This window comes from Streptomyces sp. SM10 (genome assembly GCF_002910915.1).
Classification (GTDB): domain Bacteria; phylum Actinomycetota; class Actinomycetes; order Streptomycetales; family Streptomycetaceae; genus Streptomyces.
In genome coordinates, this window is the sequence record NZ_NEUF01000138.1 from 18,089 (window position 1) to 32,500 (window position 14,412).

The 14,412-nt window shown below is 73.1% G+C and carries 13 protein-coding genes and 1 pseudogene (1 of these 14 running past the window's edge); 11 read left to right on the forward strand and 3 right to left on the reverse strand.

The features are described from left to right. Positions 1-50 precede the first annotated feature (50 nt). Positions 51-1,838 (forward strand): hypothetical protein, encoded by a 1,788-nt coding sequence (locus B9S57_RS22260; protein WP_103517326.1) that lies wholly within the window; start codon positions 51-53, stop codon positions 1,836-1,838. 215 nt (positions 1,839-2,053) lie between these two features. Here B9S57_RS22260 and B9S57_RS22265 read toward each other — a convergent pair whose 3' ends face one another. Beyond that, on the reverse strand, positions 2,054-2,896 hold the full coding sequence (locus B9S57_RS22265; protein ID WP_103517327.1) for a hypothetical protein: 843 nt from the start codon (positions 2,894-2,896) through the stop codon (positions 2,054-2,056). Positions 2,897-2,928: 32 nt separating this feature from the next. On the opposite strand from B9S57_RS22265, the gene B9S57_RS22270 reads away from it, so the two are divergent. The 4 genes from B9S57_RS22270 (at position 2,929) to ilvD (ending at position 7,488) form a co-directional block, all read left to right on the forward strand. Then, positions 2,929-3,876 (forward strand): Ppx/GppA phosphatase family protein, encoded by a 948-nt coding sequence (locus B9S57_RS22270; RefSeq protein WP_103517328.1) that lies wholly within the window; start codon positions 2,929-2,931, stop codon positions 3,874-3,876. A gap of 83 nt (positions 3,877-3,959) precedes the next feature. Beyond that, positions 3,960-4,784, forward strand: coding sequence for a sugar phosphate isomerase/epimerase (locus B9S57_RS22275; protein WP_103517329.1), 825 nt, complete (start codon positions 3,960-3,962; stop codon positions 4,782-4,784). After that, positions 4,781-5,404: a TetR/AcrR family transcriptional regulator gene (locus B9S57_RS22280; RefSeq protein ID WP_103517330.1), complete on the forward strand. Its 624-nt coding sequence runs from the start codon at positions 4,781-4,783 to the stop codon at positions 5,402-5,404. Before B9S57_RS22275 ends, B9S57_RS22280 begins: the two co-directional genes overlap by 4 nt. Before the next feature lie 233 nt (positions 5,405-5,637). Continuing rightward, entirely contained in the window at positions 5,638-7,488 is a 1,851-nt protein-coding gene (gene ilvD / locus B9S57_RS22285) for a dihydroxy-acid dehydratase (protein ID WP_103517331.1), read from the forward strand. A gap of 105 nt (positions 7,489-7,593) precedes the next feature. On the opposite strand, the gene B9S57_RS22290 is transcribed toward ilvD, so the two are convergent. Then, positions 7,594-9,744 carry a serine/threonine-protein kinase gene (locus B9S57_RS22290; protein ID WP_103517332.1) on the reverse strand — a complete coding sequence of 717 codons (2,151 nt, stop codon included), beginning with the start codon at positions 9,742-9,744 and terminating at the stop codon, positions 7,594-7,596. Between the two features lie 123 nt (positions 9,745-9,867). On the opposite strand from B9S57_RS22290, the gene B9S57_RS22295 reads away from it, so the two are divergent. The 6 genes and pseudogenes from B9S57_RS22295 to proC all read left to right on the forward strand — a co-directional run bounded on the left by B9S57_RS22295 (position 9,868) and on the right by proC (position 13,860). Further along, positions 9,868-10,203, forward strand: coding sequence for an SH3 domain-containing protein (locus B9S57_RS22295; protein ID WP_103517333.1), 336 nt, complete (start codon positions 9,868-9,870; stop codon positions 10,201-10,203). 34 nt (positions 10,204-10,237) lie between these two features. After that, positions 10,238-10,783: a hypothetical protein gene (locus B9S57_RS22300; protein WP_103517334.1), complete on the forward strand. Its 546-nt coding sequence runs from the start codon at positions 10,238-10,240 to the stop codon at positions 10,781-10,783. A gap of 104 nt (positions 10,784-10,887) precedes the next feature. After that, a pseudogene (locus tag B9S57_RS22305) lies at positions 10,888-11,382 on the forward strand (class I SAM-dependent methyltransferase); the annotation flags it as partial. 55 nt (positions 11,383-11,437) lie between these two features. After that, entirely contained in the window at positions 11,438-12,232 is a 795-nt protein-coding gene (locus B9S57_RS22310) for an ABC transporter ATP-binding protein (RefSeq protein ID WP_103517336.1), read from the forward strand. Continuing rightward, entirely contained in the window at positions 12,229-12,987 is a 759-nt protein-coding gene (locus B9S57_RS22315) for an ABC transporter permease (RefSeq protein ID WP_103517337.1), read from the forward strand. The genes B9S57_RS22310 and B9S57_RS22315 overlap by 4 nt, the downstream gene beginning before the upstream one ends. A gap of 63 nt (positions 12,988-13,050) precedes the next feature. Then, positions 13,051-13,860 (forward strand): pyrroline-5-carboxylate reductase, encoded by an 810-nt coding sequence (gene proC / locus B9S57_RS22320; protein ID WP_103517338.1) that lies wholly within the window; start codon positions 13,051-13,053, stop codon positions 13,858-13,860. A 4-nt stretch (positions 13,861-13,864) separates the two neighbouring features. Here proC and B9S57_RS22325 read toward each other — a convergent pair whose 3' ends face one another. Next, positions 13,865-14,412 carry the 3' portion of a cysteine hydrolase family protein gene (locus B9S57_RS22325; RefSeq protein WP_103517339.1) on the reverse strand. Its footprint extends 37 nt past the window's final position, so only the last 548 of its 585 coding nucleotides appear in the window; its start codon lies beyond the right edge, outside the window; the stop codon is at positions 13,865-13,867.

Sequence of the window (14,412 nt, forward strand, 5' to 3'; positions counted from 1 at the left end):
CGGAAAGTGCGGTAAGGGCTCCACCCGTGTCTGCCTACGGTCGCCCCGTGATGAGCAGCAGGCTGGAGACCCCCACGCACACCACCGGCGCACATCGGGCGCACCGCCGAGATGCCCGGTCTTCGGCGCGGCGCTCGCCCGCACTCGACGAGCCGTATCTCGACGGCCTGTTCACCTACTGCCTCTCCGTGCTCTGCGACCACGAGGTGGCCACCGAGGCGCTCGGCTCGGTCCTGGCGATCGCCGAACGGCAGGACGCCCGGTGCCCCGGGGCCGAGGAGGAACGTAAATCCTGGCTGTACGCACTGGCCCGGTGGACGTGCCTGCGGGTGCTCACCGAGCAGCGGCGGGGCCGTCAGGCGCACCGGCGCCCGCCCGTCCGCGGTGCCGCGCCGTCCGGGGGGGACCGTGCGGCAGGCGCCCACGGGACGCCGGAGGAGGCCTCCGCCCCCGGCTGCTCCCCGGAGTCCCCGGCGGCCGAAGCGCACCGCCGCGAACTCGCGCGGCTGGCCTGGCCCGAGGCCGCCGGCACCACCCCCGAGCAGCGCGAGGCACTGGAGCTCGCCGTGCGCCACGGGCTCACCCCACGGGCCGTGGCCGCGGTCCTCGGCCTAGACCCCGGCAGCGCCCGAGAGCTTCTGGCCGGCGCGGCCTGCGAGGTGGAGCGGACCCGCGCGGCCCTCGCCGTCGTCGAGACGGGGAACTGCCCGGCCGTCGCCCGGCTCACCGGCTCCCCCCGGATGCTGCTCTCGGCCGCCCTGCGCCGCGAGCTCGTCCGGCACGTCGACGACTGCCCCCGCTGCCGCGGCGCCGCCGAGCGGTCCGGCGCCTCCGGGCCGTGGCCGGGTGCGGCCGTCACCCCGGCCGCCGCACTGCCGGTCGTCGAGGCGCCCCGCCCCTCCGTGCACGTCGCCCTGGTGCACGCCAGGCGGTCCAGGTCCGGTGCCCCGCGATTCGGCCGGACCGGCTTCCCGCTGGACCCCAAGGACCACGCCGCGCGCCGGGACCGGCTGCGTGCCCGGGTCGTGACGACGACGGTCGTGGCGACGGTCGTCGCCGCCCCGGTGATCGCCTTGTGGGCCGCCTACCGGGGCGCGCCGCTGACCGGCGAGGGCCGGGACACCTCGGTCACCGCCACGGAGGTGGACGGCGAACCCGGCCCCGACGGCGATCCGTACGCCCCCTACGAGAACGCCGGCAACGCGGGCCCCGACGGCGGCGACGCCTTCACGGACGGCGACCGGAGCCCGGACGTGTCGGCCGAGGTCGTCAGCGTCGGGCCCGGCCCCGACGGGGGCTCGCTCGCGGTCTCCGTGCGTCCGGGCCCGTCGGGAGGCCGCACGGCGATCACCCTGACCGCGACCGGCGACGGAGCCGTCGCGTGGTCGGCCCGGGCCGACTCTCCGTGGCTGCGCCTCAGCCGTTCGTCCGGCACCCTCGCCCCCGGCCGGAGCACCACCCTCACTGTCTTCGTGGACCACGAGGCCGAGCCGCGGGGCCCGTGGAGCGCCCGCGTCGTGCTCGCCCCGTCGGGATCCGCGGTCGCGATCACCGGACGCGGTCCCACGGCTCCGCGTCCCGGGAGCCCGGCGCCGTCACCGGATCCGTCCTCGGGACCTCCGAGCCCCACGCCGTCCTCACCGGCCCCTTCCCCTTCGACGGATCCGACGCCGGACCCCACGGAGCCCACCGGGCCGCCGGACCCGACCCCCACGCCGACCGACCCGCCGACGGACTCTCCCGGCCCCACACCGTCGCCGTCCGACGGCACCTCCGGACCCGGCCCCTCGTCCGGGTCCCCGACGGCCTCGGGCGAGCCGTCCGCTCCGGCGGGCTGACACGCGACGGCGGCCCGGTGCGCGGCGGAACGTCTGTCCGCCACGCACCGGGCCGCCGTCGGCGGTACGGGAGACGAGGGCCCGCCTCGGGGGCCTGGCATCGAGCGCCCTCCGCAAGGGTTCCTGCCTCAAGGACCCCGCCCCAGGCCCCGGCATCGAGAACCGACCTCAGGAACCCGCGGAACCCGCGTCGAGGGCCGTCTCGACGACCCGGCTCAGGCAGGGTCCGCCGGATGCGGCGCCATCGGCAGCAGCGATGCCAGCCGCTGCTCGCACAGCTCCGCCAGCCGGTGGTAGGCCTCCTTGCCCATCATCTCGGTGAGCTCGGGGCGGTAGGACACGTAGACCGGTTCGCCCGCCCCGTGCGCGGACGTCGCCGACGTGCACCACCAGTGCAGATCGTGACCACCCGGACCCCAGCCCCGGCGGTCGTACTCCCCGATCGAGATCTGGAGCACACGTGTGTCGTCGGGCCGCTCGATCCAGTCGTACGTCCGGCGGACCGGCAGCTGCCAGCACACGTCGGGTTTGGTCTCCAGCGGCTCCTTGCCCTCCCGGAGCGCCAGGATGTGCAGCGAGCAGCCCGCGCCGCCCGGGAAACCGGGCCGGTTCTGGAAGATGCAGGAGCCCTCCCAGCGCCGTGTCTGGCGCTCGCCGTCCTCGTCGACACCGACCCAGCCGGTCTCCGTGCCGACGTCGTGGAACTGCCACAGCTCCGGTGTGAGCCGTGCGACGTGTCCGGCCACCCGCTTCTCGTCGTCCTTGTCCGAGAAGTGCGCGCCCAGCGTGCAGCAGCCGTCGTCCGCCCGGCCCGTCTGGATGCCCTGGCAGCCGCTGCCGAAGATGCAGGTCCACCTGGACGTGAGCCAGGTCAGGTCGCAGCGGAAGATCTGCTCGTCATCGGCGGGGTCGGGGAATTCGACCCAGGCCCGCGCGAAGTCGAGCCCCTTCTCGTCGGGCCCGTCCGGCCCCGTTCCTCCCGGCGGAGGCATCTCCCGCTCCGTCTTCTGCTGCTTCTTCGTGGCTTTGTCCGGCTTCGCCTTTTTCGTCTTTGGCACGTGCCCAGAGTAAGCCGCAGTAGCGTTCCCGTATGAGACTCGGAGTCCTCGACGTGGGGTCGAACACGGTGCATCTGCTGGTGGTCGACGCGCATCCCGGTGCGCGCCCTCAGCCCGCGCACTCGCACAAGGCCGAACTGCGGCTCGCCGAACTCCTCGATCGGGACGGGGCGATCGGCCCCGAAGGTGTGGACCGGCTGGTGACGACGATCGCCGGCGCGCTCCAGGCGGCCGAGGACAAGGGGTGCGAGGACGTGCTCGCGTTCGCCACCTCCGCCGTCCGCGAGGCCGGCAACGCGGACCAGGTGCTGGCACGCGTGCGGGACGAGACCGGTGTCGCCCTCGCCGTCCTCAGCGGCGAGGAGGAGGCCCGGCTGACCTTCCTGGCCGCCCGCCGCTGGTTCGGATGGTCGGCCGGGAAGCTGCTCCTCCTGGACATCGGCGGCGGTTCGCTGGAGGTCGGTTACGGGATGGACGAGGAGCCCGACGCGGCGGTGTCGCTGCCCTTCGGCGCCGGGCGCCTCACCGCCGGCTGGCTGCCGGGCGACCCGCCCGACGCGGCGGACGTACGGGCGCTCCGCCGCCACGTCCGTGCCGGGATCGCCCGTACGGTCGGTGAGTTCACCCGCCTGGGGCCGCCCGACCACGTCGTGGGGACCTCCAAGACGTTCCGGCAGCTCGCCAGGATCTCGGGCGCCGCCCGCTCCGCCGAGGGGCTGTACGTGCAGCGGATCCTCACCCGTAAGGCCCTGGAGGAGTGGGTGCCGAAGCTGTCGGCGATGACCGTCGAGCAGCGCGGACATCTGCCGGGGGTCACCGAGGGGCGCGCCGCGCAGCTCCTCGCGGGGGCGCTCGTGGCCGAGGGGGCGATGGACCTCCTGGGGGTCGAGGAGCTGGAGATCTGCCCCTGGGCACTGCGGGAGGGAGTGATCCTGCGACGGCTCGACCACCTGCCCGCCCAGCAGGCGGCCCTGGCCTGATCCCGGCGCCGGTCCCGCATGGCCCTCCTCACTTTCCGCCGGGCTCCCTCGGCGGTGCGCGGCGCTGCCCGTACGCTGTCCACGTGGCAGAACCAGTGGTGCGCATCCCGGATGCGAAGGTCGCCCTGTCGACGGCCTCCGTCTACCCGGAGTCCACGGCGACGGCCTTCGAGATCGCTGCGCGCCTGGGGTACGACGGGGTCGAGGTCATGGTCTGGACCGACCCCGTCAGCCAGGACATCGAGGCGCTGAAGCGCCTGTCGGACTACCACCAGGTGCCGATCCTGGCCGTGCACGCGCCCTGTCTGCTGATCACCCAGCGGGTCTGGTCGACCGACCCCTGGGTGAAGCTCCAGCGGGCCAGGGCCGCGGCCGAGAAGCTCGGGGCCTCGACCGTGGTCGTCCACCCGCCGTTCCGGTGGCAGCGCAACTACGCCCGCGACTTCGTCTCCGGCATCTGGCGCATGGCGGACGAGACCGACGTGCGTTTCGCCGTGGAGAACATGTACCCGTGGCGCTACCGGGACCGCGAGATGCTCGCGTACGCACCCGCCTGGGACGTCAGCAACGACGACTACCGCCACTTCACCGTGGACCTCTCGCACACCTCGACCGCGCGCACCGACGGCCTGGCCATGGTGGACCGGATGGGGGACCGGCTCGCCCACGTCCACCTCGCCGACGGCAGGGGCTCCGGGAAGGACGAGCACCTGGTGCCCGGCCGGGGCGACCAGCCCTGCGCGGAACTTCTGGAGCGGCTGGCCCGTACCGGCTTCGACGGCCATGTGGTCATCGAGGTCAACACCCGCCGCGCCATGTCCTCGGCCGAACGCGAGGCCGACCTCGCGGAGGCGCTCGCCTACACCCGGCTCCATCTGGCGTCCTCGGCGCAGGCGCCCCGCCCGTGACCCCCGGCGCCGACGGTCCCGCCCCCCGGCGCAGGGGCCGACCCTCCCGCACGGGGGACGCCACCGGCCCCGACGCCAGGACCCGCATCCTGGAGGCGGCCCGTACGGAGTTCGCCCGGCGCGGCTACGACAAGACGTCGATCCGGGGCATCGCCAAGGAGGCGGGCGTCGACGCCGCCCTCGTCCACCACTACTTCGGCACGAAGGACGACGTCTTCGCCGCGGCGGTCGAGGTCTCCTTCGAGCCGGCCCTCGTCATCACGGAGATCCTCGACGGACCCGCACAGGACATGGGGGAGCGGCTGGCCCGGTACTTCATCGGCGTGTGGGAGAACCCGGTGACGCGGGCGCCCCTGCTGGCGATCGTCCGCTCGGCGCTCACCCAAGAGGCGGCGGCGAAGGTGCTGCGTGGCTTCGTGCTGCGCAGGCTGCTGGAGCGGATCGCGGCCGAACTGGACGTGCCCGAGCCGACCTTCCGCGCCGAACTGGCCGCCTCGCACATGATCGGTATCGCGATCCTGCGCTACGTGATCCAGGCGGAGCCACTCGCCTCGGCGGATCCGGAGAAGATCGTCGCGATGGTCGCGCCGACCCTTCAGAGGTACCTCGCCGACCGCTGAGCACCACGGAGCAGTGGTACGTGGCGGCCTCCGGCGAACGGCCGGCCGCGCTCCACGGTGCGTGGATCCAGGCGCTCCCTGCCGCGTGAGGGCGTGTGGACCATCGAGTGGGCGGGGCCCGCAGCGGCCCGCCCACTGAGCACCCCGTCCCGCATATCGGACGGGGTGTCCAGATCTTGGCACGGGGGGCGTACGCTCGGAGGCAGTCTTTTCTGTCGAAGGAGCGAGAGACGATGCCCCAGCTGAGGTCCCGCACTGTCACCCACGGCCGCAACATGGCGGGCGCCCGCGCCCTTATGCGGGCGTCCGGCGTAGCCAGCGAGGACATTGGCAAGCCGATCATCGCGGTGGCCAACTCGTTCACCGAGTTCGTGCCGGGCCACACCCACCTCGCCCCCGTCGGCCGGATCGTCTCCGACGCGATCAAGGCCGCGGGCGCGGTGCCCCGCGAGTTCAACACCATCGCGGTGGACGACGGCATCGCCATGGGACACGGCGGCATGCTCTACAGCCTGCCCTCCCGCGACCTCATCGCGGACAGCGTCGAGTACATGGCCGAGGCCCACTGCGCCGACGCCCTGATCTGCATCTCCAACTGCGACAAGATCACCCCGGGCATGCTGATGGCCGCGATGCGCCTCAACATCCCCACGGTCTTCGTCTCCGGTGGCCCGATGGAGGCCGGCAAGGCCACCCTGGTCGACGGCACGGTCCGCAAGCTCGACCTGGTCAACGCGATCAGCGACGCGGTCGACGAGTCCATCTCCGACGAGGACATCCTCCGCATCGAGGAGAACGCCTGCCCCACCTGCGGCAGCTGTTCCGGCATGTTCACCGCCAACTCGATGAACTGCCTGACCGAGGTCCTCGGCCTCTCCCTCCCCGGCAACGGCTCCGTCCTCGCCACGCACACCGCCCGCAAGGCGCTGTACGAGAGCGCGGGCCGCACGGTCGTCGAGATCACCAAGCGCTACTACGAGCAGGACGACGAGACCGTCCTGCCGCGCTCCATCGGCACCCGGGCCGCGTTCGACAACGCCATGGCGCTCGACATCGCGATGGGCGGCTCGACCAACACGATCCTGCACCTGCTCGCCGCCGCCGAGGAGGCCGAGTTCAGCTACACACTCGACGACATCAACGAGGTCTCGCGCCGCGTCCCCTGCCTGTCGAAGGTCGCCCCCAACGTCGCCCCCGGCGGCACGTACTACATGGAGGACGTCCACCGGGCCGGCGGTATCCCCGCCCTCCTCGGTGAGCTCTACCGCGCGGGACTGCTCAACGAGGACGTGCACTCCGTGCACTCCGACACCCTCGACGAGTGGCTCAAGACCTGGGACGTCCGGGGCGGCTCCGCCTCGGACGAGGCCGTCGAGCTCTGGCACGCGGCCCCCGGCTGCGTCCGCTCCGCGACCGCCTTCTCGCAGTCCGAGCGCTGGGACACCCTCGACCTGGACGCGGCCGGCGGCTGCATCCGCGACCTGGAGCACGCGTACTCCAAGGACGGCGGCCTCGCGGTCCTCAAGGGCAACCTCGCCGTGGACGGCTGTGTCGTGAAGACGGCGGGCGTCGACGAGTCGATCTGGACCTTCGAGGGCCCGGCCGTCGTCTGCGAGTCCCAGGAGGACGCCGTCGACAAGATCCTCCGCAAGGAGATCGAGCACGGCGACGTCGTCGTCATCCGCTACGAGGGCCCGCGCGGCGGCCCCGGCATGCAGGAGATGCTCTACCCGACGTCCTTCCTGAAGGGCCGCGGCCTCGGCAAGAGCTGCGCGCTCGTCACCGACGGCCGCTTCTCCGGCGGCACCTCGGGCCTGTCCATCGGCCACGCCTCGCCCGAGGCGGCGGCAGGCGGCACGATCGCGCTGGTCGAGGACGGCGACCGGATCCGGATCGACATCCCGAACCGCTCCATCGAGCTCCTCGTCCCGGACGCGGAGCTCGCCGCCCGCCGCGAAGCGCTGAACGGCGTGTACGCGCCGAAGAACCGCGAGCGCAAGGTGTCGGCGGCTCTGCGCGCCTACGCGGCGATGGCGACGAGCGCGGACCGGGGCGCGGTCCGCGACGTCTCCAAGCTCGGCTGACCCACGGCGACCGCCGTCGGCCCCGCCCCCAGGTCCCGCACCGGGGAGCGGGGCCGTCCGCGTACCGGGTCTCACCGGGGGCGAGGCCGGTACGCGCACCAGGTCTCACCAGTGGCCGGGGTCGTCCGCGTCCACGGCGAAGACGGAACCGTCCGGCGCGGTGCCGACGACACTCCCGCCCAGCACGACGGGGGCCGGCAGCGACGAGGCGTGGCTGAGCTTTCCCGCCCTCAACCGCGGGCGCGTCTGGCCCAGCAGCGTCCCGCGCTCCGTGTCGACGGCGAGCAGGCGCCCGTCGGCGGCCGAGAAGTAGAGCCGGCCGCCCGCCCCGAGGACCGGTGCCGAGGTCATCCCGACGGCCGTCTCCAGCCGCCACCGCTCCGGCCGCCCGGCGCCCGGGCGGATGTCCACGGCCAGCAGCGTCCCGCCGCGCTCCAGCAGGAGGGCGGTGTCCCCGTCGAGCACGGTCTCCGGCCCGTTCATCCGGAAGGGCAGCGCGATGCGGGCGGTGCTCCGCGACTCCGGGTCGTAGCGGACGACCCCGGTGGTCTGGGCCTTCTCGTTCATGGCTGTCAGCAGGAGTGACCCGCCCGATGTCCCGGCCGGGGTGAGCATCCCGTCCAGCCTGCGCTGCCAGGCCGTCTCGCCGGTCTCCGCCTCGACGGCCGTGACCAGGGTGCTGGCCCCCTGCGCCGAGCCCTCGTAGACGTACGCGAGCCCGGTATCCGCGTCGTACAGGCCGTAGCCGGGCCGTTCGTGCCCCGGGAGGGTGCGGTGCCAGCGGGAGGCCCCCGTCTCCGCGTCGAGCGCCTGGAGCGTCCCGTCCTGGCGGACGGTCAGCAGGGTGTCACCGGCGGGCAGGGGGGTGTCGAGATACGCCGAGAGGTCCGTGTGCCACAGCCGGGTGCCGGTGCCGGGGGAGTACGCCCGGAGCTCCTCGCCCTCGACGACCGTGCAGGCGACACCCACGGACAGCGCTCCGCCGGAGCCCGTCGACGAGGTGTCGCGGTGCGACCAGACCACCGTGCCGTCCGACGGTTCCAGCCGGGACGCGCCGAGGCCGGCGGTGACGCAGTACAGCGCGGAGCCGCTGTCCGCAGCCTCCGCCGTACACGAGGGGGTGGCGCCGTCCGGGGACCGCAGCGGTGTCCGCCACGGTGTGAAAGCGGTGGCGTCGCCCTTCCCCGCACCGGTCTCCGGCTCCGGCGCCCCGGGCCCGCCGCGGCCGACGGCCGCCCAGAGCCCTCCGGCGACCAGCAGCACCGCCGTGGCGACGACCGCGAGCCGGCGCTGCGCGCGGCGGTTCCTCACCGCCTGTGCCCCGGACGGCAGGGCGTCCGGGGACCGCACGTGCGTGGTCCCCTCGTCCGCCTCCACCGGCTCGGCGGCGAGCGGCCCGCGCTGCACCGGGATGAAGGCGGTGGCCTCGTACGACGGAGGGTGCAGCGCGTCCATGATCTCGTCCGGGGTGGGACGCTCCGCAGGGTCCTTGGCCAGGCACCGCCCGACCAGGGGCGCGAGGTCCGCGGGCACCCCGGCCAGATCGGCCTCGTCGTGCACCACCTGGTAGGCCACGAGGTACGGGCTGTCCGAGTCGAAGGGCCCCCGGCCCGTCGCCGCGTGGACCAGCACCGCCCCGAGCGCGAACACGTCGGCGGCGGGGCCGACCTCGCGGGGGCGCTGGAACTGCTCGGGCGCCATGTACGGCGGCGAACCGATCAGCTTGCCCGTCTCCGTGCGCAGGTCGCTGTCGTACGGACGGGAGATCCCGAAGTCGATGACCTTGGGACCGGAGTCGGGGAGCAGCACGTTGCTCGGCTTGAGATCCCGGTGGATGACACCGGCCCGGTGGATGTCACGCAGCGCCTCGGCGAGCCCGGCCGTGAGCCTGCGAAGTTCGGCGGGGCTCATCGGGCCGTTCCGCTTCACCTGCGCGGAGAGCGTGGGGCCGGGGACGTACAGGGTGGCCATCCAGGGCAGGGCAGCTGCCGGATCGGCGTCCACGACCGGTGCGGTGAACGCCCCGCTGACCCGTCGGGCGGCCGCGACCTCCTGCCGGAAACGCGCCCTGAACTCGGGGTCCGACGCATGCTGGCGGTGCACCACCTTCACCGCGAGCTGCAGCCCGGAGGCGGAGCGCGCCAGGTGCACGACACCCATGCCGCCTGCTCCGAGACATGCCTCCAGCCTGTACTGCCCGGCGTACTCAGGATGCTCCGCTTCCGGATGTGATCCGGTCCCTCGCAGCGGCGGCATCGCCCACCCCCGTGTGTTCGTGCGCAAGCGCGACGCACGGAGCCTAGTCGATGGTGCGTGCGAGTGAGGTGGGGCTTGTTAGCCTGCGCGTCACATGCATTGCTTTCAACGGGGGAGGCCCTCATGGGCGTTGAAGACAACACCGCCGGCACAGTGACCGCGGACGCCGGCCCGGCGGCCGCGGAGGAGGTCACGACGCTCGCCGCGGGCACCGTCGTCTACCCGATCGCTCCCGGCTACCGCGTCAACGTCCGCCGGGGACCCGGCACGCAGTACGGAATCGTCCGTACGCTGCCGTACGGGATGAGCGTCCCGGTGTACTGCCAGAAGCCGGGTGAGCGGGTGAGCGGCCCGTACGGCACGTCGAACCTCTGGGACAACATCGCCAACGGGCAGTTCGTCTCGGACGCCTACGTCAAGACGGGCAGTGACGGATACATCGCACCGCGCTGCGACTGACCGGCTGGTTGCGCGCCCGGGGATAATCGATTCCGTGAGCGAGAACAGCGAAGCCCCCGGAACGTCCCCGGCCGCGCCTTCGGGCGGCACCGCCCCAGGGCCGCAGCCCGAACCCCTCCGTTTCTTCGGTACGACCTGGGTCGACCACGACGGCGGGTACGGGCTGCGGCGCGCCGGTGTCACGATCGGCTCGCTCGTCGCGGCCGTCGCCTCCTGCTTCGTCCTGCGCTTCGCCTACCAGGGCCTGGAGATCGCCGAGGTCGGGAGCCTCGTCGGCATGCTCGTGGTGCTGATGTTCGCGGTCTGCAGCGCGATCGCCTTCCGCAGGACCTGGGAAGGATTCACGCGCCGCCCCGCGGACCCGGCCGCCGACGACCGGCTGCGCGGCCTCAAGTCGATCGGCTTCATCGGCTCGCTCCTCGCCTACTTCATCCGCTCGTTGCGGGAAGCGCCGGGCGAGAAGCTGCGGCGCACCGAGTACGAGACGGCGCTCGCCCGGTACACGAAGCGCCGGTCGTCCCGGACCGGCAACCCGGCGGCCCGCAGGAGCGCCAAGGGCAAGCGCGCCGGACGCCGGTAGCGCGCCGGGCGTCTGTGAGCGCGCCGGCCGGTGGACGCACCGGGGGCCGGTAAGGACGCGTCGATCCCCGCCCGCGTGCGCCGATCCGGATGCAGCATGAACCCGGCGACGGCAACCGTCTGCCCCTGGCCACCGCGTCGGCCGACCTGATCACCTACGCCCAGGCGTGGCACTGGACCGACCCGGATCTGGCGCTCCCCGAGGCGCTCCGCGTCCTGCGTCCGGGCGGCGCCCTGGCGCTCTGGTGGAACGTCGCCGACCACTCCGTGCCGTGGATCGCCGGGCAGGACACCCGGCTCCGGCGTCACTTCGGAGTGGAGAAGAGCGCTCACGGCACCCCGGGCGTCAGGGGCTCACGCAACCTCGCGCGGCTCTCCGGCGACTTCGCGGAACGGCTGCTGCCGTGGTCCCGGACCGTGCCGGTCGACGCGCACCTCGCCAACCTCTCCAGTCACTCCGCCTTCCTGGTACGCGGCGGGGCCGGCGCCGAGACCACCCGCCGGTTCCTCGACGAGGAGCGCGGGCACCTGGCCTCGGTCTTCCCCGACGGCACGGTCGAGGAGCGTTACGTGGTCGAACTCGCCGTGCTGCTCCGCTGACCGGGGCGCACCGCCTCCCTTGACTCGGCCTTCCCGCGGGACCAATATTCATCACATGATGAATTTCCCGCGCACCGCAGACGCGAGCGCCGTCGAGGCCCGCGCCCTCACCGTCGTACGGGGAGGCCGACCGGTCCTGCGCGGACTCGACTTCACCGTCGAGCCGGGCAGGATCACCGGCCTCCTCGGCCCGTCCGGCTGCGGGAAGTCCACGCTCATGCGGGCCGTCGTCGGCACCCAGGCCCAGGTCACGGGCGTGCTCGACGTCCTCGGGCGCCCCGCGGGCCACCCGTCCCTGAGGCCGCGCGTCGGCTACGTGACCCAGGCCCCGTCCGTCTACACGGACCTCACCGTCCGGCAGAACCTCGACTACTTCGCGGCCGTGCTCCGGCCGGGCCGGGCCCACCGCGCCGCACGCGAGGAGACCGTCGTCCGCGCCATCGGCGACGTCGACCTGACCCGCCACGCCGGCGCCCTCGCCGGAAACCTCTCCGGCGGACAGCTCAGCCGTGTCTCCCTCGCCGTCGCCCTCCTCGGTACCCCCGACCTCCTGGTCCTCGACGAGCCGACCGTCGGCCTCGACCCCGTGCTCCGCCGCGACCTGTGGAACCTCTTCCACGCCCTCGCCGCCGACCGGGGCACCACGATCCTCGTCTCCTCCCACGTCATGGACGAGGCCGAACGCTGCCATCGGCTCCTCCTCATGCGCGAGGGCGAGATCCTCGCCGACGACACCCCGGACGCCCTCCGCACCCGTACCGGATCCGCCACCGTCGAAGAGGCCTTCCTCCACCTCGTCGACGCCGCCGCCGGCGCAACCACCACCGCCGACCAGGAGACGACCCGATGAGCACCGACGCCCCCGCACTCACCCCGGCCCGGACCCTCGCCACCGCCGGACGTGTCCTGCGCCAGCTCCGCCACGACCCCCGCTCCGTCGCGCTGCTGCTGATCGTCCCGGTCCTGATGATCACGCTGCTGCGCTACGTCTTCGACGGCGCCCCGGGGACCTTCGACTCCATCGGCGCCTCGCTGCTCGGCATCTTCCCGCTGATCACGATGTTCCTGGTGACCTCGATCGCCACCCTCCGCGAACGCACCTCCGGCACCCTGGAACGGCTGCTCGCCATGCCGCTGGGCAAGGGCGACCTGATCGCCGGATACGCGCTGGCCTTCGGCGCCGTCGCCGTCGCCCAGTCCCTCCTGGCCACCGCGATGTCCGTCTGGGTGCTCGGCCTGGACATCGTCGGCTCCCCCTGGCTGCTGCTCCTGGTCGCCCTGCTCGACGCCCTCCTCGGCACGGCGCTCGGACTGTTCGTCTCGGCCTTCGCCGCCTCGGAGTTCCAGGCGGTCCAGTTCATGCCCGCCGTGATCTTCCCGCAGTTGCTGCTGTGCGGGCTGTTCACCCCGCGCGACCAGATGCACCCGGTCCTGGAGGCCGTCTCCGACGTCCTGCCCATGTCGTACGCCGTCGACGGGATGAACCAGGTCCTCGCCCACACCGACGCCGCCGCCGACTTCGACCGGGACATCGCGATCGTCGCGGGCTGCGCACTGCTCGTCCTCGGCCTGGGCGCCGCCACCCTCCGCCGCCGCACCACCTGACGGCGCGGTGCGAGGATGGCGACGACGAGAGTCCCGCGCACCGCCACCCGGAGGATGAACCGCATGCCCCAGACAGTCGCAGTCCTCGGCACAGGAAAGATCGGCGAGGCCCTGCTCAGCGGCATGATCCGGGCCGGCTGGCGGCCCGCCGACCTGCTGGTGACGACCCGCCGCACCGAGCGGGCGGAGAAGCTCCGCACCCGCTACGGCGTCAAGGCGGTCACCAACGCCGAGGCGGCCAAGAGCGCGGACATCCTCATCCTCGCGGTCAAGCCCCAGGACATGAGCACGCTTCTCTCCGAGCTCGCCCCCCATCTCACCGCCGACCGGCTCGTCATCAGTGCGGCCGCCGGGATCACGACCGGCTTCATCGAGGGCAGCCTCGCCGCCGGCACCCCGGTCGTGCGCGTCATGCCGAACACCCCCGTCCTGGTGGACGAGGGCATGTCCGTCATCTCCGCGGGCAGCCACGCCACGGGCGAGCACCTCGACCACGCCGAGTCGATCTTCGGCGGCGTCGGCAAGACCCTCCGGGTCCCCGAGTCCCAGCAGGACGCCGCCACCGCGCTCTCCGGCTCGGGACCCGCGTACTTCTACTTCCTCGTCGAGGCCATGACCGACGCCGGCATCCTGCTCGGCCTGCCCCGCGCCCAGGCCCACGACCTGATCGTCCAGGCGGCCATCGGCGCCGCGGTCATGCTCCGGGACAGCGGTGAACACCCGGTCAAGCTCCGCGAGGCCGTCACCAGCCCGGCCGGCACGACGATCAGCGCCATCCGGGAACTGGAGAACCACGGCGTACGGGCCGCGCTCATCGCCGCCCTCGAAGCCGCCCGCGACCGCAGCCGCGAGCTGGCCACCGGCAACGGCTGACCGTCTACTTCACCGCGGCCACCAGCTCCTCGCTGCGCACGACCGTCGCGAACCCACCGCCGTGCAACGTCACGGCGGTGGCCCGCGCCAGCTCCTCCGCGCCCAGCTTCCAGCCCCACGGACCCACCTGGTCGAAGGTGTACGTCGCGTCGAGGGCGAAGAACACCTCGTAGCCCAGGTTGCCGCCCATGCGCGCCGTCGTCTCCGCGCACATGTTGGTCTGGATCCCCGCCACCACGATCTGCCGCACCCCGGCCTCCCGCAGCCAGGCATCCAGGTCGGGTGTCCCGTAGAAGGCGGAGTTCACCGACTTCGTCAGGAACAGCTCCGGACCCGTGCCCTTTCCTCGCCGCTCCTCCACGTACTGCTTGAACGCGTTCCCCGCGTACCCCTCCCGAAGGGGCGAGTCCGGCTTGGGCGAGTCGTGCCGCACGAAGACGACGGGCCGGCCGCTCGCCTGCCAGGCATCGATCAGTCCCGCGATGTTCCGGTCCGCCCCGGGGTTGTTGCGCGGACCCCAGTGAGCCTCCTCCTCGAATCCCTGCTGCACGT